The organism is Spirosoma endophyticum, assembly GCF_900112365.1.
Classification (GTDB): domain Bacteria; phylum Bacteroidota; class Bacteroidia; order Cytophagales; family Spirosomataceae; genus Spirosoma; species Spirosoma endophyticum.
In genome coordinates, this window is sequence record NZ_FOLQ01000002.1 from 719794 (window position 1) to 745820 (window position 26027).

22 protein-coding genes and 1 tRNA gene are annotated in these 26027 nt (G+C 47.9%); 14 read left to right on the forward strand and 9 right to left on the reverse strand.

Features of this window, described 5'->3' with window-relative positions; genetic code table 11:
* Positions 1-109: 109 nt before the first annotated feature.
* Positions 110-1264: an alanine dehydrogenase gene (ald, locus tag BM202_RS07980; RefSeq protein ID WP_093824715.1), complete on the reverse strand. Its 1155-nt coding sequence runs from the start codon at positions 1262-1264 to the stop codon at positions 110-112.
* A 176-nt stretch (positions 1265-1440) separates the two neighbouring features.
* Here ald and BM202_RS07985 point away from each other — a divergent pair, with 176 nt between their 5' ends.
* From BM202_RS07985 to BM202_RS08000, 4 genes are all read left to right on the forward strand, one after another.
* The gene (locus BM202_RS07985; protein WP_093824716.1) at positions 1441-1905 is read left to right on the forward strand and encodes an Lrp/AsnC family transcriptional regulator; all 465 of its coding nucleotides are present in this window, start codon (positions 1441-1443) and stop codon (positions 1903-1905) included.
* A 274-nt stretch (positions 1906-2179) separates the two neighbouring features.
* The gene (locus BM202_RS07990) at positions 2180-3148 is read left to right on the forward strand and encodes a Kelch repeat-containing protein (protein WP_093824718.1); all 969 of its coding nucleotides are present in this window, start codon (positions 2180-2182) and stop codon (positions 3146-3148) included.
* Positions 3149-3241: 93 nt separating this feature from the next.
* Positions 3242-4144 carry a 3-keto-disaccharide hydrolase gene (locus BM202_RS07995; RefSeq protein ID WP_093824719.1) on the forward strand — a complete coding sequence of 301 codons (903 nt, stop codon included), beginning with the start codon at positions 3242-3244 and terminating at the stop codon, positions 4142-4144.
* A gap of 15 nt (positions 4145-4159) precedes the next feature.
* Positions 4160-5317, forward strand: coding sequence for an acetyltransferase domain-containing protein (locus BM202_RS08000; RefSeq protein ID WP_093824721.1), 1158 nt, complete (start codon positions 4160-4162; stop codon positions 5315-5317).
* 137 nt (positions 5318-5454) lie between these two features.
* Here the strand turns inward: BM202_RS08000 and BM202_RS08005 are convergent, their stop codons facing one another.
* The 8 genes from BM202_RS08005 to pdxH form a co-directional block, all read right to left on the reverse strand.
* On the reverse strand, positions 5455-7047 hold the full coding sequence (locus tag BM202_RS08005) for a collagen-binding domain-containing protein (protein WP_093824723.1): 1593 nt from the start codon (positions 7045-7047) through the stop codon (positions 5455-5457).
* 963 nt (positions 7048-8010) lie between these two features.
* On the reverse strand, positions 8011-9783 hold the full coding sequence (locus tag BM202_RS08010; RefSeq protein WP_093824725.1) for an ABC transporter ATP-binding protein: 1773 nt from the start codon (positions 9781-9783) through the stop codon (positions 8011-8013).
* A 184-nt stretch (positions 9784-9967) separates the two neighbouring features.
* A complete protein-coding gene (locus tag BM202_RS08015; RefSeq protein WP_093824727.1) occupies positions 9968-10258 on the reverse strand; it encodes a protealysin inhibitor emfourin in 291 nt (96 codons plus the stop codon).
* 28 nt (positions 10259-10286) lie between these two features.
* The gene (locus tag BM202_RS08020; protein ID WP_093824729.1) at positions 10287-11321 is read right to left on the reverse strand and encodes a M4 family metallopeptidase; all 1035 of its coding nucleotides are present in this window, start codon (positions 11319-11321) and stop codon (positions 10287-10289) included.
* 240 nt (positions 11322-11561) lie between these two features.
* Positions 11562-13457 (reverse strand): acetate--CoA ligase, encoded by a 1896-nt coding sequence (gene acs / locus BM202_RS08025; protein WP_093824731.1) that lies wholly within the window; start codon positions 13455-13457, stop codon positions 11562-11564.
* A gap of 82 nt (positions 13458-13539) precedes the next feature.
* Positions 13540-13800, reverse strand: a complete 261-nt coding sequence (locus BM202_RS08030) for a DUF6814 family protein (RefSeq protein ID WP_093824733.1) — start codon at positions 13798-13800, stop codon at positions 13540-13542.
* A gap of 75 nt (positions 13801-13875) precedes the next feature.
* Positions 13876-15438 (reverse strand): MFS transporter, encoded by a 1563-nt coding sequence (locus tag BM202_RS08035; protein WP_093824735.1) that lies wholly within the window; start codon positions 15436-15438, stop codon positions 13876-13878.
* Between the two features lie 158 nt (positions 15439-15596).
* The gene (pdxH, locus tag BM202_RS08040) at positions 15597-16238 is read right to left on the reverse strand and encodes a pyridoxamine 5'-phosphate oxidase (RefSeq protein WP_093824737.1); all 642 of its coding nucleotides are present in this window, start codon (positions 16236-16238) and stop codon (positions 15597-15599) included.
* A 94-nt stretch (positions 16239-16332) separates the two neighbouring features.
* Here pdxH and BM202_RS08045 point away from each other — a divergent pair, with 94 nt between their 5' ends.
* The 10 genes from BM202_RS08045 (at position 16333) to BM202_RS38700 (ending at position 26014) form a co-directional block, all read left to right on the forward strand.
* Entirely contained in the window at positions 16333-18681 is a 2349-nt protein-coding gene (locus tag BM202_RS08045) for a DUF349 domain-containing protein (RefSeq protein ID WP_093824739.1), read from the forward strand.
* A 136-nt stretch (positions 18682-18817) separates the two neighbouring features.
* A tRNA-Thr gene (locus tag BM202_RS08050) sits at positions 18818-18901 on the forward strand.
* A gap of 308 nt (positions 18902-19209) precedes the next feature.
* The gene (locus tag BM202_RS08055; protein ID WP_245776565.1) at positions 19210-20958 is read left to right on the forward strand and encodes a class I SAM-dependent DNA methyltransferase; all 1749 of its coding nucleotides are present in this window, start codon (positions 19210-19212) and stop codon (positions 20956-20958) included.
* Entirely contained in the window at positions 20948-21301 is a 354-nt protein-coding gene (locus BM202_RS08060) for a restriction endonuclease subunit S domain-containing protein (protein ID WP_177236528.1), read from the forward strand. Before BM202_RS08055 ends, BM202_RS08060 begins: the two co-directional genes overlap by 11 nt.
* A 534-nt stretch (positions 21302-21835) precedes the next feature.
* The gene (locus tag BM202_RS08065; protein WP_177236529.1) at positions 21836-24529 is read left to right on the forward strand and encodes an ATP-binding protein; all 2694 of its coding nucleotides are present in this window, start codon (positions 21836-21838) and stop codon (positions 24527-24529) included.
* Positions 24530-24810: 281 nt separating this feature from the next.
* Positions 24811-24990, forward strand: coding sequence for a hypothetical protein (locus tag BM202_RS36600; RefSeq protein ID WP_177236530.1), 180 nt, complete (start codon positions 24811-24813; stop codon positions 24988-24990).
* A gap of 72 nt (positions 24991-25062) precedes the next feature.
* Entirely contained in the window at positions 25063-25221 is a 159-nt protein-coding gene (locus BM202_RS37160; RefSeq protein ID WP_177236531.1) for a hypothetical protein, read from the forward strand.
* Between the two features lie 98 nt (positions 25222-25319).
* Positions 25320-25544 carry a hypothetical protein gene (locus tag BM202_RS08070; protein WP_143100649.1) on the forward strand — a complete coding sequence of 75 codons (225 nt, stop codon included), beginning with the start codon at positions 25320-25322 and terminating at the stop codon, positions 25542-25544.
* 34 nt (positions 25545-25578) lie between these two features.
* Positions 25579-25815, forward strand: coding sequence for a hypothetical protein (locus BM202_RS08075; protein ID WP_093824747.1), 237 nt, complete (start codon positions 25579-25581; stop codon positions 25813-25815).
* Between the two features lie 73 nt (positions 25816-25888).
* A complete protein-coding gene (locus tag BM202_RS38700; RefSeq protein ID WP_262507666.1) occupies positions 25889-26014 on the forward strand; it encodes a hypothetical protein in 126 nt (41 codons plus the stop codon).
* Positions 26015-26027: the final 13 nt, after the last annotated feature.

Consider the following 26027-nt stretch of genomic DNA (forward strand, 5'->3'; position numbering starts at 1 on the left):
AAGCCACACTCCGAAGAATGTGGCCTACGTCTGTCGATGAATAGGTAATGTTGATTAAGAAAGCGAAATTTTCTAACTCACTTTCCCACTAATACTAGAAAGCCGATAGCTAAGCGTACATATCACCCCGTTGGTATGGAGTGTCTTCTTCAATTAAAACATCATTCACATCTGTAAGAGGTAATCCAAAAGCATCAGCAACGCCTTTATAGACAATCTTGCCTTCCACTACGTTCAGGCCAAGCTTAAGGTCCATGTTGTCCCGGCACGCCTGTTGCCAGCCTTTATTGGCTATTTGCAGGGCATAGGGTAACGTAGCGTTTGTTAGCGCGATAGTGCTGGTGTAAGGCACAGCGCCCGGCATATTCGCAACGCAGTAATGCACAACGTCATCAATAATGAAGGTCGGATTCTCGTGGGTCGTTGGACGGCAGGTTTCGATGCAACCACCCTGATCAACCGCTACGTCGACCAATACCGTACCCGGCCGCATTTGTTTCAGCATCTCCCGCGTAATGAGGTGAGGAGCTTTCGCTCCCGGAATCAAGACGGCACCCACGATCAGATCGCAGACCTTGATCATCTCACGAATATTGTATTCGTTCGACATCATCGTCTGCACGTTCGGCGGCATAATGTCCGACAGATAGCGCAGACGGGGCAGACTCACGTCCATGATCGTTACGTGCGCACCAAGTCCGGCTGCCATTTTAGCGGCCTGTGTACCAACGATACCACCGCCCAGAATAAGTACGTTGGCTGGTTTTACGCCCGGTACACCACCCAGCAGAATACCCCGGCCTTTCAATGGTTTCTCCAGGTATTTGGCACCTTCCTGAATCGCCATCCGACCCGCAACTTCCGACATGGGAACCAGCAACGGCAGGCTACGATCGGGACGCTCAACCGTTTCGTAGGCCAGACAAACGGCCCCTTTCGCCAGCATTGCCTGTGTCAGTTCTTCCGACGAAGCAAAGTGGAAATACGTAAACAGTAGTTGATTTTCTTTGATCAGGTCATATTCAGCCGCGATGGGCTCTTTAACCTTCATAATCATTTCGGCAATGCCGTAAATGTCTTCGATGGTTGGCAACATGATGGCACCAGCCTCGATATACCCTTCGTCCTCAAAGCCACTGTCTTCACCCGCATTGACCTGCACATAAACAGTATGGCCGTATTTGCGAAGCTCAGTCACACCGGCAGGTGTCAGCGCCACCCGGTTTTCATTATTTTTTATCTCTTTGGGAACACCAATGACCATAACGTCTACGTGGATTGGGGAGATTTTGATTGACTACTACACAAAGGTAAAATTGCCATGACTATTTTCTAACAGGCGCCCTTATTTTGGTATATATGAATAGTTTTTTCTTACTTTAAAGGATATTGTCCTGTACGTTGCTCAAATAGGTACTGTCATTCCGTAAAAATGCCGTTATGGAAATTTTAGATAAAATAGATCGTAAAATTCTTAGTCTATTGCAGGTCGATGCCCGGCTCACGATTCAGGAGATTGGTCAACGGATTAACTTATCGAAAACACCCGTTCATGAACGTATCAAGCGGCTCGAACGCGCTGGTATCATTGACCGCTACGTGACCATTTTAGACAAAAAAAAGCTAGGAAGCTTGCTCATGATCTACTGCCAGGTGACGCTCGACCGGCAGACCCGAGACGCCTTCGCCGATTATGAAGCCGCTGTACGGGAACTACCCGATGTGCTGGAGTGCAATCGGGTGTCGGGTACCTTTGATTACCTGATCAAAATTGTTAGCCGCGACATGGAGACGTATAACCATTTTTATCAGGAGCAACTATCGGTGATTGCCGGCACGCTGCACATAAGCAGCTTTTTTGTGATGGCTGAGGTGAAAAACTCAACGGTTGTTCGGTTGGAGTAATTCGATTTCTGAGTCGAATGGAGATAGAAACACACGGGAATTCGAGTTGCAGCCGTCTTATCTAACAAAATGAAAGCTGGAATAGGCATAGGCAATCTACACAGGCCCGGAGGGCATCACAATTGATGACCGCGGGTTTACCCAATCAAAAAGGACGTATCAAAAACTGCTTTTCGGTACGTCCTTTTTCTCGGAATGAATACTATTTTAAAGTAGTATCGCAAGGAATTTAACTTGTTAAAAAGGACTATTTATTACCTACAGCCTCTTTGTTATGACGTTACGATTTTTACTCGGTTTTGGCCTGATTAGCAGCACTACCCTGACGGTTCAGGCGCAAAGCTGGCAACCCGTTACAACGCAAAATGCCTGCTCACCCCGGCACGAAAATGCCGCTACGTTAATCGGTGATAGTTTATATGCTGTTGGCGGACGAGGTATGAAACCCCTGGAAGCGCTTAATCTGAAAACGCTGGTATGGCAAACGCACCCTGCTCCACCTGTTGAAATGAATCATTTTCAGGCCATTACCTACGGTGGAGAACTCTACGCCATCTGCGCGTTTGAGGGGAAATACCCGCACGAAACGCCTATCCCGAATATCTACATTTATAATCCTAAACAGGGGAAATGGCGGGTAGGACCGGAGATTCCTAAAGACCGGCTTCGGGGCTCGGCGGGTGTTGTGGTGTACAAAGACAAAATCTACGTAGCCTGCGGTATTACCGACGGCCACTACGATGGGCATGTGGCCTGGCTCGACGAATACGATCCGAAAACCAATACCTGGAAAAAACTGCCTGATGCGCCCCATACCCGCGACCATATTAGTGCGGCTGTTGTCGATGATAAATTGTATCTGGCGGGTGGCCGTAATTCGACGGCCCGGATCAACAAAGTGCTGGAAACAACCATCGCGGAGGTGGATGTGTACGACTTCAAAACGGGCCGCTGGACAACACTGCCCGCTACGTCCAACATCCCGACTCAGCGGGCGGGAGCCACGGCGGTAACACAGGGTGGAAAAGTCTGGATCATGGGTGGCGAAACAACACAGCTGCTATCGCATAACGAAGCCGAAGCACTCGACCCAAAAACAAATCGCTGGACGGCTGGCCCGAAAATGAACCAGGGACGACACGGTACACAGGCGGTTGTTTACATGGGTCAAATCTACATCGTTGCCGGGTCAGCCAATCATGGCGGAGGACCAGAGCTGAATACGGTAGAGGTATTGAAATAATGAATAATATCTCGCTGGGTTAAAACCCGGCGCAATGCATCAAATTTTATCACTTGCGCCGGGTTCTAACCCGGCTGGATATTGAACCCATTCATGAAAAAGATACACTATATACTTCTTGCATTCGTACTGTCTGCTTCGGCGGCAATTGCTCAAAAAGGCCCTGACCAGCCGGAGTGGATTTCGATTTTTAACGGGAAAGACCTCAGCGGCTGGGACATCAAAATTGCGGGTCAGCCGCTGAACGATAATTACAAAAATACCTTTCGCGTCGAAGATGGCATGATGCGGGTAATGTATGATCAGTACAAAACTTTCGACGGTAAATACGGGCACATCTATTACAACAAGCCATTTTCGTACTACAAGGTGCGGGTAACGTATCGGTTCGTCGGCGATCAGACGCCCGGTGGTGATAGCTGGAACGTGCGTAACAGTGGTATCATGCTGCACTCACAGTCGGCGAAAAGTTTATCTATCGGGCAGACATTTCCCGTATCACTCGAAATGCAGTTTCTGGGCGGTCTGGGTAAAGGACCCCGCTCGACGGGCAACTTGTGCACGCCCGGCACGCAGGTGTACATGAGCGGCAAACTCCGCCCCGAACACTGCACCGACTCCGACTCGAAAACCTACGATGGGGACCAATGGGTAACGGCCGAAGCCATCGTGCTGGGTGATTCGATTGTGCATCAGCTCATCAACGGCGACACCGTACTGACCTACGAGAAACCGGAAGTTGGGGGCGGCTTCGTCAGCCAGGATCATGACTGGAGTGCGGGGCACTTTAGCCCTGAAGCGGCCAAATACTGGAATGGCCGGGCCAATACGTCGTTGAAGGAAGGATACATTGCGCTTCAGGCCGAAAGCCATCCCATTGATTTCAAGCAGGTTGAAGTGCTTAACCTCAAAGGGTGTATGGACCCTAAAGCCCTGAATTACAAGTCTTACTATGTCAAATCAGACAATACGCAGTGTCAGTATAAGAAGAAGTAAAAGCCTGTTTGCTACATGAAGCGAGTAACGACCATTGATGTGACCCGTGGTTTAGTGATGGTGATTATGGCGTTGGATCACGTTCGTGACCTGCTGCATACGCCCGCACTAACTCAAAATCCCACCGATCTAACGACCACAACGCCCGAGCTATTCCTGACCCGGTGGATTACGCATTTATGCGCCCCTACGTTCGTCTTTCTGTCGGGAACATCGGCTTATCTGTCACTTCGGAAACGGAATGACGTAGCGGCCCGGCGGTTCTTACTGAAGCGGGGCGTTGTGCTGCTGGTGCTCGAACTTACGATCGTCAACTTCGCTTTCTGGTTCGATATTCACTTTCAATCCCTGATGTTACAGGTCATTTATGCGATTGGTGGCGGGTTAATCATCCTGTCGCTACTGGCGAAATTACCCGTTAAATGGGTTGGGGCTATCGGGCTGATTATCGTATTTGGGCATAATATTCTGCAAATCGTGCCGTCTTTTACCGATCCAGCCGCCAGGCTGATCTGGGCATTACTCTTCCGCACCGAGTTTTTCCCAATTAGCTCTTCATTTGCGTTACTGGCGGCATATCCACTGATTCCCTGGCTGGGTATTATGCTGGTTGGTTATGCATGCGGGCAGTTGATGGAACGGCCTGTGGAGCAGCGAAAACCCTTACTGCTACGTATCGGTTTGGGCTCGTTGGCCTTGTTTATTCTACTGCGTTTTCTGAATATTTATGGCGATCCAGCGCCCTGGAGTCCCCAAAAGGATGGCCTGTTCACGTTCCTGTCGTTTATCAACGTATCGAAATACCCACCATCGCTGATCTACGATTTGCTCCTGCTGGGCCTGATGTTCCTGATTCTGTCCGCTGCCGATGGGGCTAATAACGCTTTCACGCGCTGGCTAACGGTATACGGGAAAGTACCCATGTTTTATTACATCCTGCATTGGTATCTGGTCCACCTCTCGATGATTGGGATGAGCCTGATTCAGGGCTATTCCCTGGCCGACATTCCTTCCGGTCCGTTGAATTTTGGTCGGCCCGCCGGGGCAGGCATTTCGCTTGGACTGGTTTACGTCGTCTGGATCAGTTTAGTGTTACTGCTCTATCCACTCTGCAACTGGTACGGTCGCTACAAAGCATCTCATCCGGAGATTGGATGGTTGCGGTACGTGTGAGTTTATGTGAGATTCATGCTGACTAAATCGCTCTCCCGCGAGCCACAAAAAAAAGCCCACCCAACTGGGTGGACTTTTTCATCGCGTTGCTTCCAATTATCTTCTTAACGTATCGTGACTTGGGGCAAATAAGACGCTTACAGAATTACCAGACGCACCTGCTGATGCGTAATACCCCGTCTGGCCGTCAGCACGTAAACGCCTGCTGGTAAAGTCTGGTCTGGTCGCAACGTCATAGTCCCATTCGATTCTGCCATTCCCTTAAACGACACAAGTTGGCCCTGCATGTTGGTCAGTCGCAGGTCAGCTACCGTCCAGGAACGAAGCTGGATGCGAAGGACCTGGTTCGTCGTTGGATTTTCCAGTAACTGCAGTAGTGGTTCATCACTGTCTGGCAGGAAGGCTACTAGTTTAGAGTAATCAAAACTTCCATCCTTATCGACCATTCGTAAGCGGTAGTAGGCTGTTTGGGAGGATGGAAGTTGGTCGGTAAACGAATAGCGCTGACTTTGGCTCGTTTGCCCATTGGCTAATACACGACCCAATGAACCAAACTCGATGGCGTCGTTACTACGTTCTACGACAAAATAGTCACTATTATATTCCCAACTCGTTTCCCAGGCCAGCCGCACGGCCGATCCTTCGGGTGTGGCTGTAAATTTGACCAGACGCACCGGCATGGGTGCACACGAGGGAAGACTGGCGTTAAACGGATAGTCGTGCATTTCTCCACCAATATTGCTGAACGATTTGGCAATGAACTGCCCTTCAATATTTGACGACCCCATTTTAATCACATCGGCATTGGGCGCCAGCACACTACCCTCAATTTGTGCACCCTGAATGGTTAAGACCGTAGTGGACGGGAAGTTCCACAGGATGTAACGCAAGGCAGACTTATCGCCCGGCACATTGATATTTGGTACACTCCAGTTGTAAGCACCAACTGCCGCTACGTTGATCACTAGAATCTGGCTTGCCGATGGAGAATTGTTAAGAATGAAATCCTGTACTTTACTCAGGTCCGAACCGGTTATGTTTAGCACATTCACTCCCGAGTGCAAATTGATCTTGATCTGATTCGGTAGGTTCGTAATAGGAATTATCGTTCCATTTGCGTTGGTAACCTCTGTGTTGCCAGAACACAACGCCAGGGTGGTTGAGTTGGTGCGCAGGCTGGAGAAAGCAGTCGAGAAGTTAATGCCGGTTGTTCCGCAGACTGGATTGTTTGAGGCACTGACTGGATTAGCGGGTGTCCAGTAGTTAGCTGCCGCTGACAACAAAATGGTAGGGCTTTGACCGTAGGACGTAGACGTTTTATTGATCCGGATAGGGGAAAACGTATTATTGTTGTCTTTGTAGTAAGTTATTAGGGGGTCCGGCGATGCGCAGTTGCCAATTTTCATGTAGGTGTTATTGAGGACCTGCAACCCACCATTGAGACTAATCCCACCATTAACCACTAACCCGACTGGAATATCACCAACTTTATATAGGGGTAAGGTTCTTGTGGAAGCGGCAATGCCGTAACCACCATTTACGATCAGATTACCCCCAACAGCTACTGAACCTTCTGTCTCACTGCTGTAGACAGTGAAATTTCCTTCTACAAATACATTGAAAACGCCAGCTGGCGTTAAAGGATTTTGCCCATTTACTTTATCGGTAAAGGCTGTACATAAGAATAATAAGACGAAAAGAAAATTCGTTATACAAGTAAAAAATTTCATAAAAAATAATTGATTAATTGAGTGGGTAATTAATAAAAGAGGGCTAGGTCAAAAGGTGATATAAATGTTTTATAATTTGCTTCTGTATGCAAATTTTGCCAGTATTGTTTTTCGGAAATTTATTAAGCGAGGTATTTTTGTAACCGAATTTTAAGGTATATATTTTTTTGTAAATGATTGATTTATAATGTATTATAATTTAATGAATCTGATAACTTAAATATATTTAAAAAAACATTTTTATTTTTAATGAGAATAGTCTGGTGTATTTAGTAACAATAAACATGCAATAGTTAGGAATTAAATAAGTTGAATTATTAATAATATGGTATGCATAATTTTTACTATATACAGATAAATAATAAAATTGATATTTAATTATTTAAGATTAATCGAATGCTATGTTTCTATCGCTGAGGTTGCTATTTAATGAGTTGTTGTAAAGTAGTGAAATGTAATTTATTTCGCCTTACTGTAATTAGTAACTTAATTTGACAAGAAACTATATTTAATTTTTTGATTACAAATGTGCCTTGGTCTGGAAAAGTGACCAGACTTTAGCAACAAATAATACAACTCTGGGTAAATTGGTCAGTCACTTGCCTGCGTAGTAATATGCTGACAAAAGATCCCATTAACACTGTTGAGCAGTAGGTAGCAATACGTTATAAAACGCTGCCTGATCTTTGATCCGTGATCTCAAACCAGGCAGAATCATGAAAACGATATGTTGCTTCAACCCTCCGTTTATTTGACCTTACGGCGATCAATCGCGTCGTAAAGACGCAGACATCCGGCCAAGCGTTGTCAGGTCAGACTGTGCATGAAGTGGTTTGTGAAGCTGATCCATCCTCTGTGGGGATCATAATTAATAGCAAGCAGGTGAAACCCGGCGATCCTGACTTCCTCAGTGATATTCCTGATGCGCGGACGTTATAGCCATAAAAGTCAGCGTTCTATAAATCAGGCGGGCACCAGCTCTTTGCGTTCCCCAATTTGTTGCCGCCACATAGCGTAATAAAGCCCTTTGCGCTCCAGTAATTCGGCATGGCGGCCCTGCTCCACTACGTGTCCCTGTTCCAGCACGAAAATCCGGTCAGCGTGGAGGATGGTGCTCAGGCGGTGGGCGATCAGGATCGTAATGTGTCGGCGCGAACCGGACAAATCACGTACTGTTCGGCCAATTTCCTCTTCGGTTAACGAGTCCAGGGCCGACGTAGCTTCATCGAATACCAGCAAAGCGGGTTTGCGCAGCAGCGCGCGGGCAATGCTCAGCCGTTGCTTTTCACCCCCGGATACTTTCACTCCACCTTCGCCAATGACCGTATCGAGTCCTTGAGGGGCGCGGGCTAACAGCGAATCGGCAGCAGCCTGATGCAGGGCGGTGAGGCATTCGGCATCGGTGGCACTGGGCGCGACGAAGCGGAGGTTTTCGCGGATGGTTCCGGCGAAAAGCTGCGTATCCTGCGTCACAAAGCCGATTTGCTCTCTCAGTTCGTCTAGGTTCACTTCAGAGCCCGGAATGTCGTTATAATAAATCTGGCCGCTTAGCGGTTTATAGAGGCCTACCAGCAACTTTACCAGCGTAGTTTTCCCCGAACCGCTTGGACCGACAAACGCAACCGTTTCACCGACCTGCGCCTTGAACGAAATACCATCGAGAGCGGGTTTTTCGGCGGTGAGGTGTTTGAAATGAACATCCTCGAAGGCCAGCGTTTTGAGTGCCTTGACGGGTTGTGGCAGCGCCGGTTTTACGTCTCGGGGCGTATCCAGGATTTGCTGGAAATTAGCCAGCGATGCTTCCGTTTCGCGATAGATATTTATGATGTTGCCCAGTTCCTGCAATGGCCCGAAAATGGCGAAGGAATAGATGAACAACGAGAAAAACTCACCCACCGTAATTTCTTCCCGTACCACCAGAAACAGCATAAGCAGCATAATGGCATTACGTAGCAGGTTTACAAACGTGCCCTGAATAAACGACAGTGACCGGATGTAGCGCACCTTTTTGAGTTCGAGCTTCAGGATTTTTTCCGTCGTCGCGTTCAACCGTTCGGTTTCCTGCTGTGCCAGACCAAGGCTTTTAACTAGCTCGATGTTGCGCAGGCTTTCCGTCGTCGAACCCGCCAGTGCGGTGGTTTCGGCGACAATCGTTTTCTGAACAGTCTTGATTTTTTTGCTCAGCAGCGAACTTACGAACCCCAGCAGCGGAATGGTCAGGAAATAAGCCGGGGCAATGGGCCAGTACACCGTAGCGGCATACCACATCACAAAAATAATGCCCACGACTGACGTAAAGAGCACATTGACAAACGATTGAATCAGCTTCTCAACGTCGGACCGTACCTTCTGCAACTTGCCCAGCGTCTCGCCCGACCGCTGGTCTTCAAACACCTGGTAGGGTAGTTCGAGCGAGTGGCGAAGACCGTCTGTATACAGTCGTGCTCCGAGCCGCTGGGTGATCACATTGACGTAGTAATCCTGAAAATTTTTGGCGATGCGGCTCACCATGGCCACGCCCAGTGCCTGCAAAATCAGCAGACCGGCTCCGTTTTTCAGGAAGCCCCAGAAACCTAACGGACGTAGCGTGCCACCGGGCTTAACAACGTATTGGTCAATGATTTTGCGGAAAATGTAGGGGTCGAGCAGCGAGAAAACCTGGTTGATAGCCGCCAGAAAAAGCGCTAGTGCCAACAGGCCCCAATAGCGCCGTAAATAGCTGTAAAGAAGTTGCATAAATGAGTTGGTGGTAAAGCTACGCAGGTTAATGTGTTGAGCGAACCGATGCTCAGACGGGATTCTATGGTAGAATAAGCCCTTGTTTAACTAACAACCCATCCGCGCCAGACGTTCATGTCCGGTGCGGATGGGTTGATGTTTCAGGAAAGAATTTGAAATTGCTCAACCGGGCGTGTATCGCCTATGGCTTTCCGGTACGTTGTTGCAAAAAGTGGACCAGGGGCTGGATCGCAGCAGGCAGGCTGGAGTCATCGAAGGTCAGATTAGCCCTTTTTGAGCCTTCCTGTAGTGTAAGCCGATATTGATAGCCGTCTCGTAGGTTCGAATTCGCTGAACGGGATGTATAGGAGCCCGGCTCTGCCAGAACAGCCGCTGCCAGCTTCTGTAGATCGATTGGTAAGTCGGCAGTTGTGGCTTCCGTTTCCGCTACCTGTGGAAATAAGCCCCCTTCGCGGGCATAAACTACTTTCATGAACTGGATTCGCCAGAACCGTTTTCCCTTACAAACCGACGGCCTGAAAGGATTGTTTGACAATACTCTCCGTGGCAGCGGGCACTTTGCCCGCACTGGCTAGTTTTTTCGCCTGCGTGGAGACGGCCGTTTTAAAACTTTTAAAATTCGTAGTGGGCTTGAGCGTTTTCAGCGTTTCGAACCAGAGCAAAGCAGCTTTATCGGTTTCGATACCAACTGCCACCAGATGAAACACTTTGTTCGGAATGCCACTATTAATGTGTACCCCGCCATTATCCCCCGACCCTTTATATAGATTATTCATATGCGCTGGCTGCGGGTCTTTTCCCATCAACTGATTGTTGTAGGCTGTGCCAGGCGCTTTCAAAGAACGTAGTGCCTGTCCCTTAAGCGTAGGCCCCATAATTTCGTCGCCAATCAGCCAGTCGGCAGTAGCCGCCGTTTGCTTTTTGGCAACCTGTTTAATTACCGACCCGAACACATCTGCATAATGCTCATTAAGCGCTCCGGATTGTCCCTGATAGTTGAGACCAGCCGTATATTGCACAACACCGTGGGTCAGCTCATGCGCGGTTACGTCGAGTGCATTGGCCAGGTTGATGAAAATCTTTCCGTCACCGTCCCCAAACGTCATCTCGTCGCCATCCCAGAACGCGTTGGCGTAGGCTTTTCCATAATGTACGTTTAGAATCAAATCTGCGCCGTGGTTATCCACCGACAGATAATCGAACGCAGTTTTGTAATAGCTGCGAACTGCGCCCGCATTGTCGTAAACAGTATTGACAATTGGGTCTGCGGAAGCCGCTCCACTTTCTTTCCGAACGAGCAGAAGTCGCTGATTCTGTGTCATTTTGGAATCGTATACGAAGCGGTCCGCATTTTTAACAGGGGGCGCAATCAGCGACGATTCGCTACTGCGAAACGCCAGCTGGTCAGCCCGACGATCCCGAAATTCCTTGCTGATAGATTTGGTCTGGGCCGAAATGTCAACCCCGGCTTTTTTGAGTTCGTCGATGACAAACGGCGGTATAATCTGGCAGTTACAACGATGATGATTTTTCATGGGAAAAGCGCATTAGGAAGTTGGCTAGAAAGTCGTAATGAGATGCTCCGGCCTGACAAAGTTTTTCATTATCAGAACGAAAAACAAGCCAATCTATTCGTACTTCGTCCCGTATTTCTACCCGTTTTAGGTAACGGAATCAGTTGATTTATGGCTTATCGGGAAGCCATATTTTTGGTGCGCTTTGCCAACAAAAACGCCGGACGTTTCCGCCCGGCGCTTCCTAAACCTTGTAAATTTTTAAATCGCTCCTGCTTTTATCTCATCAACCACCGCCGGGTCGAGAAGTGTCGACGTATCGCCGAGGTTGCCGGTGTCGCCTTCGGCGATTTTGCGCAGGATTCGGCGCATGATTTTGCCGGAACGCGTTTTGGGTAAGCCCGTTACGAACTGAATTTTGTCGGGTTTGGCAATTGGGCCAATCACGCGGGTTACGGTCGCCAGAATGTCGCGCTTGGTCAGGTCGGCGTCGTGGTCGGAGGGTTGCTGATCCGTGATGACGTAGGCGTAAATACCCTGGCCTTTGATGTCGTGCGGATAGCCCACCACCGCGCTCTCAACCACGCCCGTGTGCATGTTGATCGCGTTTTCGACTTCAGCTGTGCCAATGCGATGGCCCGATACGTTCAGTACATCGTCCACGCGGCCCGTGATGCGGTAATAACCGTCTTCGTCACGGAGACAACCGTCGCCCGTGAAGTACAAGCCCGGATACGTAGCGAAGTACGTCTGGCGGCAGCGCTCGTGGTCGCCATAGGTAGTACGCAGGATGCCTGGCCAGGGGAACTTCATGCAGAGGTTTCCACTAACGCCATTGCCTTCAATTTCTTTGCCGCTCTCATCCACCAGAATCGGCTGAACACCCGGCAGCGGCAACGTAGCGTAAGTCGGTTTGGTTTTGGTAATACCGGCCAACGGCGAAATTAGAATGCCACCCGTTTCGGTTTGCCACCATGTATCGACAATCGGGCAGCGGTTTTTTCCGATGTGATCATCGTACCAGTGCCAGGCTTCTTCGTTGATCGGTTCACCGACCGAGCCCAATACCTGCAAGCTGCTCAGATCGTGGTTTTCGACTTTCTCTAAACCAAAACCCATCAACGACCGGATGGCAGTAGGCGCGGTGTACAGAATGTTGACGTTATGCTTGTCGGTAATATCCCAGAAACGGCCGCAGTCGGGGTAAGTTGGAGTGCCTTCAAAAATGATCGACGTAGCACCACTTGCCAGTGGACCATACACGATATAGCTGTGGCCGGTAATCCAGCCGATGTCAGCCGTGCAGAAAAAAATCTGATTTTCTTCGTACTGAAAAACGTTCTGAAACGTGTAGGCGGCATAAACCATGTAGCCTCCGCAGGTGTGTACCACACCCTTGGGCTTACCCGTGCTGCCGGACGTGTACAGAATGAACAGCATGTCTTCGGCGTCCATTTCCTCGGCAGGGCAGTCGGCCGTAACCTGCTTGAGTTCCTGTTCCCACCAGATATCGCGGCCTTTCAGCATCGAAACCGGCGTCCGGGTACGGGTTAGCACAATTACTTTCTGGACGCTTGGACAGCCAATCAGCGCATCGTCTACCGTATTTTTCAGCGGCACTTCTTTGTTTCCCCGATAGGCACCATCCGCCGTCACGACCACTTTGCATTGGGCGTCGTTGATGCGGTCGGCGATACTCTGCGCCGAAAATCCGCCAAATACCACCGAGTGAACCGCACCAATACGGGCACAGGCTAAAATGGCAATGGCCAGCTCCGGCACCATTGGCATATAAACGCAAACGCGGTCGCCCTTCACGACGCCATTACGTTTCAATACGTTAGCAAACCGGCATACTTGGTCGTGTAACATCCGATAGGTTAACGTAACGCCCGCGTCATTCGGGTCGTTGGGTTCCCAGATGATGGCCGGTTGATCGCCCCGCTCAGCCAGGTGCCGGTCGAGGCAGTTTTCGGTAATGTTGAGTTTGCCGCCAACGAACCACTTTATGTTAGGTTCGTCAAAGTTCCATTGCAGGGTTTTGGTCCAGGGTTTGCGCCACTGAAAATTCTGCGCGATTTCGGCCCAGAATTCCTCAGGGTCTTCAACGCTTTTCTGGTAAGCGGCCTGGTACTCATCAAAGGTTCGGATACGCATAATGACTAAAGAGTAAAATCGGACCGCCGAAGCGGAGTGAATGAGCGACTGTCCGCTCTGGCTAAAGGGTAGGCAAATTTATTCACTTTTTCGCTCCGCTCCGGCGTTCCGGCTCACTCTTTCGCTCTTTAAAATCGTATTCGCCATCCAGCGCATACTTGCCGAACAGAATCAGGCCGCCCACAACAATGGGGACCAGCACACAGAGGATAACCCAGCCAAAGACGCGGTCTTCGAGTTTATCGCTACCAATTTTGGTTAAGCTGTCCGTAATTTGGGAGTAGCCGACGTAGATGCCAAGTAGTATCCAGACGATGCCGAGGTATTTTTTGAGGAGTTCCATAAGATTTAATGGCGAAAGAGTGAAAGAGCGAAAAGCTGACGCAGGTAATTTTAACCATATTAGAAAATCGCTCTTTCACTCTTTCGCGCTTTCACTCTTGTTATTTAGATACAGCAACCCAATGACAAAACAAACTCCGGCGACGAGAATGGGGTACCAGAGTCCTTCGAGATACGGCTTATCGACCGAATTCGGTGCGACTTCGTTCGCTTTTGTCGCCGTTGCGACGAGGGCCGTTGCGATAAAGGGCGTTAGGCCACCGAAGATACCATTGCCAATGTGATACGGGAGCGACATCGACGTATAGCGAATGCGAGTGGGGAATAGCTCAACCAGAAAAGCCGCCACTGGACCATAGACCATCGTTACGTAAATTACCTGCAGGAACACCAGCAGAATCATGATCCAGAAACTCTTCGTGGGCAACGTAACGGCTTTTGTGAGTTCGGGTTTGGCTGACGGATTTGTTGTCGACGTAACGGTTTTCTCGATGTCTTTGGCAACTAACCCATCTGCAAAAAAATGCGTTGTAGTGGTCGTTGTCAGCAGGTCGCCGTTCGTCTGTTTGGCCAATTTGCGATCAATGGTTCGGGCGTCGACAAATTCCTTTTTGGTCGTTAAATCGGCCAGACTATATAATTTATCATAAATCGGTCGATACGTTAGAATGCCTAACAACATCCCAGTCAGCATAATACTTTTGCGGCCAATCCGGTCCGACAAGCCACCGAAAATAACGAAAAACGGTGTGGCAGCGAGCAGTGCTACGGCGACGATAATGTTCGATTGTACGAACTCAATATTGCAGGCTTTCTGGATAAATGATAACGCGTAGAATTGGCCTGTATACCAGATAACGCCCTGGCCAGCCGTTGCACCAAACAGCGCCAGTAAGACCATTTTTAGGTTTTGTTTCTTACCAAAACTCTCCGCCAGTGGATTTTTTGAGAGGTTGCCTTCCGACTTTAGTTTGGAAAATAATGGCGATTCGGCCATGCGCAACCGAATAACAATGGAAACACCAACCAGCAGAATGGATAGCAAAAATGGCACCCGCCAGCCCCATTCTGAGAACTTATCGACACCCAGCGACTCGCGCGTAATCAGAATAACGCCCAGCGACACGAACAGGCCTAACGTAGCGGTTGTCTGAATGAAACTGGTGAAATAACCGCGTCGTCCTTCGGGGGCATACTCGGCTACATACGTAGCGGCACCCCCGTATTCGCCACCAAGCGCCAGGCCCTGAATTAGCCGTAGCAGCAGGACGAGTAGGGGAGCCCAGAAACCGATCGTTGCATAGCCGGGAATCAATCCGATGGCAAACGTAGAGCCGCCCATCAGCACTAACGTAACCAGGAACGTATACTTGCGGCCGACTAAATCGCCTAATCGGCCGAAAACCAGCGCGCCAAATGGGCGTACGACAAAACCAGCGGCAAACGTTGCCAGTGTCGACAGTAGCGCGGCCGTGGGATTGTCTTTCGGGAAAAACTGGGAGGAAAGAATGGCGGCTAAACTGCCAAAAATGTAGAAGTCATACCATTCGATGAGCGTGCCAACCGACGAGGCCGAAATCACACTAAAGAGCGTTCGGTTCGAAACTTTTGGTTGAACCTTGGCTTGTTTGCCGGGCATAGTTACGTGGGAAAATGAAGAAACTTATCCGTAAAGCAGCAAACAATGACTTTTTACCTTTAAACACAGAGAAACGGAGGTGTATATAGAGATCATTGAGGCTTAAAGAAAAATTCTGTGATCTCAGTGTGTACCTCCGTTTCTCTGTGTTTAGAAGATTAAGGCGATAATCGTTCAATGGTCCAGTTCTCGCCTTCTTTGCGATACCGGATACGGTCATGCAGCCGACTAGGTCGTCCCTGCCAGAATTCCAGTACGTCGGGCACCACCCGGAAGCCGCCCCAATAGAGTGGGCGCGGAATGGGCTGACCGGAAAACTGGGCTTCAAGCTCACGTTGACGGGTTTCCAGCGCTTCCCGATTGTCGATAACTAAACTTTGATGCGATACCCACGCGCCAATTTGACTCCCTCTTGGCCGACTGGAAAAATAAGCATCTGACTCTTCTGCGCTAACTTTCTCAACGCGTCCTTCAATACGTATCTGACGCTCAAGTTCAGGATAAAAGAAGGTGAGCGTAGCAAAAGGATGACCTATAAGTTCACGACCTTTGCGGCTTTCATAATTGGTGTAAAAGACAAAACCCGCGTCTGATACGTCCTTAAGCAGCACAATTCGTCCATCGGGGCGACCTTCAGCCGTAACCGTGCTAACATGCATGGCGTTTGGTTCTGGTACGTTGGCCGTGAGGGCGGCATCGAACCATTGCCGAAACTGAGCAACCGGGTCGGGTAAAACATCGGCTTTGTCTAACCCGTTTAGGGTGTATTCATTGCGTAAATCGCTGATTATAGATGGCATTCTTTCGCGTGCATTAACGGCTTTTCAATCACTATACTACAAGAAAATTCGCATATTGTCGTAGTTTTGCAAAAGTAATCGGTACGTTCCCAACATGGCAAACCAAGAACAGGAAATTAACCAGCAGCCAGAAACCACTAATCAGGCTTCTGACAAGCTGGCAGTCAATACGCTCGAAGATACCACAACGTCCGTTGCGGCAGTCGAATCTGTACCTACAGTCGAAGACATAGATACTACGCCCGAGTTGACAGATGCATCATCCGCCCCAGTGGACGAGACGCAGCCAGACGCTGCGGGTGTCAATGCTATACATACAGAATCAACCGATACACCAACTGCCAGCACTGAGCCCGCAGATGCTCCGGCTGCATCTGCCGAATCTCCAGCAGAGACGTCTCCGGTAGAGACTACGGCACCCGTTGTTGAATCGGAGGACAGTTCCAGTGCAGTTGTGCCGGACGTCATTGCTGAAGCGACAGCGCTACCAGTAGCCGGGCCGACACCCGTTACTGAAACTCCTGAAGTAGCAGCTCCAGAAGCGACAGCGCCCGAGCTAACCCGTGATGAACCAGCTCTTAGCGAAGAAATTACGGCTCAGTACGCTGATATACACGAAGAAGACGAAAGTCCGGTTCAACACGCCGTTGATTATAGCCAGTTCTCGAAGGCAGATTTTGTAAACCTGCTTGAGAGCCAGACGGCAGCTATTGGTGTGGCGTCTGTTACGCCCGGTGATTTCAAGAAAGCCGATCAAATTCTGAAAGAAGTTAAGCCGTTATTCGACCAGATGAAGCGGGCCGAACGGGAAGCCGCTTTACAGGCTTATGTGGCTGAAACAGGTTCTGAAGAAGGTTTCGAATACAAATACGACGAATTGGTTCAACGGTTTGAGGAGCTGTACAAACAGATCAAGAGCCAGAAGAATACGTACTTCCAGAATTTAGATAAAGCCAAGGATACCAATTTTGCGTCAAAAACAGAATTGTTGACCCGCCTGCGTGAACTCGTTGAAACCGACGAAAATAACGCGGGTGATCCGAAAGTAAGCTGGAACGAGTTCAAAAAAATCCAGGACGAATGGAAAGCGGCCGGGAACATGAACTCTCCCCATAATGCGACGCTCTGGGCTACGTATCATGCGCTGGTGGATCGGTATTACAGCAACCGTAACATCTATTTTGAATTAAAAGAACTCGATCGCAAGCGGAATACCAGCCTCAAAACGGAAGTTATCGAGAAGGTAGAAGCGATGGCTAAAGCGTCGGAAGAAACGCCGGTAACCCGGCAGACAATTGACGAAGCCAACGCCCTGTTTGAGGAGTATAAGCACATCGGGCCAGCCCCAAAAGCTGAGCAGGAAGTACTTTGGGGCCGCATGAAAGCTGCTTTGGACGTATTATACGACAAACGACGTGGTCAGACGAATGAGCAGCGGAAAGAGTCGGCCCAGTTGTACGAAGAGAAATCAGCGATTTACGAAGAATTGGTGCCAATCACATCGTTTGCGTCCAACAGCATTAACGACTGGAACGATAAGACGAAAGCGGTAATGGCCTTGCAGGATCGCTGGAATGCGATCAAAGGACCAATGCCGCGCGAAGAAGGCAAAGAGCTTAGCAAGAAATTCTGGGCGGCCCTGAAAACATTCTTCCACAATAAAGGCGAGTTCTTCAAGCAACTGGAAAGCAAGCGGGAAGAAAATCTGCGGGCGAAAGTTGATCTCTGTGAGCAGGTAGAAGCCATTCTGGCGGCAGGGGAGGAGTCTCCCGAAATCACGCAGACGGTCATCGAGTTGCAGCGCCAGTGGAAAAACATTGGTCAGGTACCTGAAAAACAGAAGAACACTATATTCGACCGGTTTAAAGCTGCCTGTGATGCATTTTTCAACAAAAAACGCTCGAAAAATCAGGAAACAGAACGCGAATTTGAAGCTAATCTAGCCCAAAAAATTGCGCTCATCGAACGTATCGAAGCGGCTGCCACGGCGAATGCTGATCTATCTCAATTGAATGAATTCAAAAAAGAATGGAATGCCATCGGATTTGTTCCGAAGAAAGATATGCAGTCTACCCAAAAGCGATATATCAATGCCGTGAACGCGCTGGTTGGCTCGACGGGTAAAATTCCGGCTAAAGATAAAGAGCGTATCATGTTGCAAAGCGAAGCCGAAGCCACGCGTAGTGGTGGGCGCGACCGCGGTGATCGTGATTTCAATCGGGGTGACCGCGACGGTGGGAATGCTGGCAACAAGCGTGAGAGTGACATTCGTCGGCGCATTACGACGATCGAAAATGACATCGCTACGTATCGGAACAACATTGAGTTTTTCGCCCGTTCGAAAAACGCGGATAAATTACGTGCTGAAATTGACCGGAAGATCGCAGATGCTGAAAAGCAACTGGAAGACTTGCGCCATCAATTGCGCGTAGCGCAGGCTTAATTAAGTCAAAAACGAAAAAGGCGACTGATTTTGAAATCAGTCGCCTTTTTCGTTTTTTTTCAATACTTGGTCTTGCACATAATCTCTAAAAAGGCTACTTTTGCATCACGATTCGGAAACGACTCGTAGAATGAGTGCCAGTGTCGGATAGCGGTCGATTCCGCCTGATTTGTAATCAGGATGCGCAAGCGCGTCGGGGGTTCGAATCCCTCCACTGGCTCATTGATAATCAAGCACTTACGTTCAACGCGTAAGTGCTTTTTTTATGTACTTGCAATACAAGTTGCAATACAAGCTTGCCGTTTAAAATCTTAAAACTAATAATTCCCTTCTTGCAAATAGATTAAGGATATTTCTTGCAACTAGTTTTCTATGCGTGTAACTGAAATGCTTATACATAAGCTAATATTTTTTACATACATATTCACTGAGTACTAGGCTGTATTACTAAACTGTATGTGATCCTAGGTTGACGGTACATTAAATACCTTTATTTTCGTGTGTTAGTCTTACTTTATACATTATACATTGCAATTATTGCTCTTTTCATCCCAGATGTCTAAACCAGCCGATAACCAACAGTTCTTCCGGGATCTTGACCGCCGGCTTTGGAACTCTGCCGACCAACTCCGCTCCAACCTTGATGCGGCTGTTTATAAGCATATAGTACTAGGCTTGATTTTTCTAAAGTATGTCTCAGATTCCTTTGAGGATCGTCGTATTGAATTAAAACTAGAGTTTCAAAATCCTGACAATGACTATTATCTCGGCGGTGACGCAGAACTACTGGCTTCTGAGCTTGAAGTTCGCGATTATTATACCGAGAAAAATATATTCTGGGTTCCAGCAAGAGCGCGCTGGGATTTTTTGCGGGCAAATGCGAAAGTAGTTCCCGGCGAGGTGATTACCCTTCTTGATGGTACGGTATTGATTGAGCCTAACAGCAAGTCTATCAGGTATCCAGACGGTGAGCCAGAGAAATTTAAAGGTCTCGACATCCTTCTCGACCGAGCAATGTTGGCAGTGGAGGATGATAACCCTCGACTTAAGAATGTCCTTACAAAAGACTTTGCCAGATTGCAGTTGGACCCGGACAAGCTGGGGCGTCTACTAGATTTAGTTGCTGGTATACCGTTTAACCATGGTGAGCTAAAAGCCAAAGATATTCTAGGGCACGTTTATGAATTTTTTCTAGGCGAATTTGCTAGTGCTGAAGGCAAGAAAGGCGGTCAGTACTACACACCTCAATCAATTGTGTCGCTCATCGTAGAGTTGATTGAGCCTTATTCGGGACGGGTATATGACCCCTGCTGCGGCTCAGGTGGTTTTTTTGTGCAGAGTGAGAAGTTTATTGAAGAACATACTGATAATCAGGTATTTAATCACAAAGAGCGTAATAAGGCTGTAGAAGATCGCAAGCGACAGATATCGGTTTACGGTCAAGAGAGTAACCCTACGACTTGGCGACTAGCTCAAATGAACCTAGTCATACGCAACATTGAAGCTGATATTAAACTAGGTGATACACTTCTGCAGGATGCTTTTCCTAATTTGAAGGCCGACTTTGTAATGGCTAATCCGCCTTTTAATCTTAAGGACTGGGGGGGAGAAACAATCCGTGACGATCGACGCTGGGAATACGCAATACCACCCTCGGCTAACGCCAACTTTGCTTGGATGCAACACATGCTCTATCACTTGGCTCCTACGGGTCGTATGGGTTTGCTTTTATCTAACGGCTCTATGTCGTCGAACGCAAATACCGAAGGAGAAATTCGCCGGGCCATTGTAGAGGCCGATCAAGTGGAATGTATGGTCGCTTTACCTGGTCAGCTTTTTACTAATACTCAGATTCCGGCTTGCATTTGGATACTAAGTAAAAGTAAAACAGCTCGGGATAATCGTCGTAATCGAGTTGGTGAAACACTGTTTATTGACGCTCGCGAAATTGGCTATATGAAAGACCGAATTTTACGAGACTTCAAAGAGCATGACATAAGGCTTATCGCTGAAACCTTTCACAATTGGCAGCGTGGCACGGGTTACGTGGACGTACCAGGATTCTGCAGAAGCGCTACTCTTGCAGACATCGCCGTTCATGACTATGTCCTGACTCCTGGCCGTTATGTAGGGGCTGAAGCGAAGGAGCGGGAAGGCGAATCGTTTGAAGTAATGATGCCGCAACTAGTGGCTAAGCTACGTGAACAATTCTCGGAAAGCGCTCGGTTACAAGGAGTAATTGAAGAAAATTTAATTGGAATGGGGTATGGCGAGTAATTGGCCTAAAGTCATTGTCGGAAATATTGCTGATTCTAGAAAGAATGCTCTTGTAGGCGGACCTTTCGGTTCTAACCTAGTGTCAAAAGATTATGTCAAAGAAGGAGTTCCCGTTATTCGAGGCCAGAATATGGGTTTTCGTCAAATTGATGGAGAATTTGTCTTTGTGACAGAAGAAAAAGCGCAAGCTCTGGCTGCAAATGCCGCTCGGCCTGGAGACTTAATTTTCACACAGCGTGGAACACTTGGGCAAGTTGCCTTGGTTCCACAAGGATTGTATGATACTTATATTGTATGCGTCGGGGGTTTGAATCCCTCCACTGGCTCATTGATTAACAGATAGTTACAAATAAAAAGCCGCCTTCAGTAATGTTGGCGGCTTTTTATTTGCATAAGGTTTTGCATACAAGGTGTTTTATATCAACTTTATAACAGTGGTATAAATGACAGACTTTTCGCTCAATTTATTTGAGTTTGGCTCTTATTAGCGCTAATCCTATCATTTGACCAATGTAAGCAACCGAGTATTTCCATTTCGATTAAGATCACTTGCGACATAATATAACCAACTGGTAACCCATAGAAACCTAACTCCCCACCTGCAAGTGACTGGTTTATTTATAAAATAAAAATATTGATAACTACAATTATAAAAATTACGGATTATAACACCTATTTTTAAAGATGGTTAGCCAAATAGCTCTTTCTTACCCACTTCTCGATACGGATGCACCCTGATGTCAAGAAACAAGGCCGTTTTTTGTCTATTGCTAGGAAATATTATAACGGTAAGAAAAAAATATTTCCGACCTGTTCGGTAAGTAATTTAATTCCGATACGCGTCTCAGGACTACGCCAAAAGGCCTTGATGCTGGTCATGCTGCTCTCTACCAGCGTTTTGACGGGGCAAGCCCAACAACAGCCCATTGCTCACCAGGGCATTCTTGATCTAAGATCCATCCATTTTTCCCAGCAAAATATTGATTTAAGGGGCCAATGGAAATGGTACTGGAATCAGCTTCGCTTTCCCAACGAGCCAGAAGCGCCCTTCGAGTATGTTACCTTTCCGCAATTATGGACGTCCAGTACCTGGCACAAAGCAGCTTTAGCTAATCAGGGTTTTGCCACCTATGGGCTCACGGTGTTGTTACCTCCTCGATCCGATTCACTCATGCTGGAGGTACCCGATCAATATACTTCTTACCGCCTATTTGTCAATGGTCGTAGGGTAGCCCAAGATGGTAGTCCAGCTTCGACGAAGGCCGCTACTATACCTTACTGGTCAACCCAGTTAATCCGATTGCCTGCGCTTAGCGATACCCTTCAGCTACTATTGCAAATTGCTAATTTTCAGCACGCTAAAGGAGGATCAGCCAAAGCTATACGAGTCGGAGAAGCTAAACGGCTCGAAGCGGAACGGGCCACAGACGGGGCGCTGAATCTGTTTCTGACCGGCTGCCTGGTTATGACGGGATTATTTTTTTTAGGTCTGTTTGGTTTTAGCCGAACTGATTGGCCCATGTTTTACTTTGGCCTATTTTCTTTGATCTATAGTTACCGGATTGTTGGAACGGATCAGTACGTATTACATACGCTACTCCCTTATTTGCCGTGGGGGCTTACCATCCGACTTGAATACGGTTCGCTCTATTTAGCCGTTGCGGTCTTTGTGCTTTATACCCAATCCTTATACCCAAAAGACACGCACCCGCTGATTACTAGAGCTATGTCTTGGGTATGTTTCGCTTTCTCGGTGACCGTTTTAGTGCTTCCACCGATGTTATTTACTTGGCTCATGGAGCCATTTTTAGGATTGATGATTGCCTATATTGGCTATGCCTTATATGTATACTGGATAGCCGCCCGTCGTCATCGACCAGGTGCCCGGTATGCTCTGATGAGTACTGGCTTGTTGCTGATCGTTTTTGGCCTGATTTTAAGTCAATACTTCGGCTTGTCTACACCCATAAAAATTAGTTTGTTTTTTGGTTATCTGAGCTTCTTCTTTCTGCAATCTCTGGTTTTATTATTTCGCTTTGACCTTGCCCTAACCCAGGCTCGTTTGACCGAAAAGCAGTTTCTGGCTAATATGAGTCATGAGATACGAACGCCCCTGAATGCAATTTTGGGGTTCTCGGACTTACTCCATACCACAGCCCTCACCCAGGAACAACAGGAATTTGTTAGCTATATCGGCACGGCGGGTAAAAATCTGTTAACTATTGTTAATGATATTCTTGACATTGCTAAGATCGAATCGGGGATGTTTACCCTGGAGATAATTCCATTTAGTCTCCCCTCATTGGTAGATTCCATTCGAACAATGCTGCACACAGCTGCCAGCGACAAAAAACTGAGCCTGACCGTTGCCGTTGATCCGGGCATACCACCCATACTGTTAGGTGATCCAACCCGATTGACTCAAATCTTACTGAATTTAATGAGCAATGCCATTAAGTTTACCCAGCAGGGTGGTGTGCAGGTACGGATTGAAAAAAGCCAGCAAACGCTGACTACAGTACGCGTTCGCTTTATCATCCAGGATACGGGCATTGGTATGTCAGCGGACGAATTACCATATATATTCGAGCGCTTCCGGCAGGCCAATGATTCGACCACCCGGCAATACGGTGGTACGGGATTAGGATTGAGTATTGTTCGCTCATTAACCAAGCTCCAGGGGGGATGGGTCAAGGTAAATAGTACACTTGGTAAAGGGTCCTGCTTTACCCTTGAAATACCCTATAAATTTGCTCCTGACTCTGCTAGTCTATCAGCTAGTAATCCTTCACTGACGTGGGGAGCTACTGGTCACAGCCTGAACATTCTGGTCGTGGAGGATAATCTGATGAATCAGCGGTTAGCGCTGGGTGTGCTAGCCCGCTTAGGTCATACGGCCCAACTGGCGGAGAACGGGCAACAAGCCATCGACCGGCTAGGCGAGACTACTTTTGATCTGATATTAATGGATATTCAAATGCCAATTATGGATGGCTATATGGCCACCCGTCAGATCAGAACGGTATTGGGTAGCCAAACTCCCATTATCGCCATGACCGCACACGCCCTGGCGAGCGAACGGGAGCAATGTTTACAGGCGGGAATGAATGATTTTCTGCCTAAGCCTTTTCAGTCTGCCGACTTACAACAGCTCCTGCGGAAATACGTGCCTTTTTCGGCTTCTGAGGCTCCATCTCTTGACTCCTCCTCTGCTTCTGAGTCTCAGCTTTCTATTGATCTGTTACTTGACGTTACGGGTGGTGATAAAGAGTTTGCTCTCGAAATGGTCGATTTATTTCTAACACAGACACCTGTCCAAATTGAGCAGATCCGCCAGGCGATAGCCGCTCATGACCCTTTGACGATTAGTCGAGTCATTCATACTCAGAAAGCCGCCATTAGCTTATTTGGCCTTTCAGAAGAGAGTCGGCAGATTCAAGCGCTAGAAAGCCAGTTGGCTGCTGACACATCGCTACCCGATATTGTTCCTCTTCTTGAGCGCTATCTAAGGGCGATTGAAGCCGCACTGCCTGCGATTCGTCAGCTATCAAGTACGCTTATGAATTCATAATAATACAACCTTACTAAATCGTCGGAAATCATGGCTTTATTGATTCCGCGACCTGAGGCAACTACACGACCGAACAGCCAATCTTGCCTGGCCTGGATAGGAGTCTTTTGGCTTTTCCAATTACGTTCGTTTTACGCTTCGATTAGTGCTATAACCATTTCTATCCAAGCTCGACGTCTTTCGATCCGTTTATGTAGTATGAGGTGTTGAGTCTGGGCTTCTATTTTTTACGTTCAAGGGGCATTTATTAGCTACCTCGACCTTTTGTCAACTCGGATGATGTGAACCGGATCAACGCGCAGGCGCGTGTTATTGCGGTATGGATGCCGAACACCAATGCGACGAGGGAGGGGCCGAGGGGAAGCTACCAGGTAAGTGTGGATAAAATAAAGCGGCAGACAGGGTATGACGACTTACTGTCGAATGTGCAGCGGGTAATTCAAACAAAGACAGACGTATAACTACGGTTTTTTGCTTGTCAATGTCACAAAAACGTTGTAACTCGTTCAACTAAATCCATAAATCTCAAAAACATGGATACTCAGAAAATTGACAAACCAACAGTTGCTGAACAATATGGCATTGAGTACAGCGGTAGTCTGATCGGTCAGATAGGCCGCATCGCCTTGCTGATCTTCACTACCCTATTCGCGGGCCTGTTCATCGGACCCCTATGGAACAAGCGCAAATAGGTTCGGTATAATTAATTCGCTTCAACTACAGGAACCTGTACCCTGGAATTAGTCCGGAACTAATTAATGAGATGGTCTTGAGCCAGATAGACATAAATATGGAAACAAATCATCAAGAAATTGAAGCAGAGAAGACGGTTTTAAGACAGGTAATTTCTTCGTACGATAAGTCAGTAGCTGACTTAACAGATTTACTTCCAGGTTTAGAGAAAATGAATAATGCCTTAGAGGCTGATGGGAATTTTATTACGAACGTAAAGGAATCGATTGGCTATTTAAGTAATCAGCGAAAGCAAATGTATGATTACTTAAATAGCTTATAATGGCAAACGATCCTGTAATTGAGTAACCACAACTATGACGCCTAATCAAACACACATCGTCACACTCCTGATAGAAAACAATGCGTTGATGAAGACGCTACTCAGCTTACATGTTAATGCGCTTTCTGAACAGACGGGCGAATCTAGGGCAGATATTAACAAACGGGTGGACGAGGCCATAGAGGAAAACATGAAAATAGGCTGGAAGGGTTTTTATGACAGCCTTCGTGAAGGAAATCCGTGGAACACGCAGGACAGCCCTGACCCGTAAGAGGAAGGATTGGTAGAGTAAAGCTAGAACGTCGTGTAATTGAGTAACCAAACTAAGCCTAAACCACACGAATATGATTGACTCATTCCTGAATTGGATTGGCAAAGGTGAGTTACCTGGCTTTACAGCGGACGAGTTGACCCTGCACCTGCGCCATACGGTTTTAGGTAGCGCACACCGTTGCTCTGTCGTCCCGTAAATCCTCTGTTCGC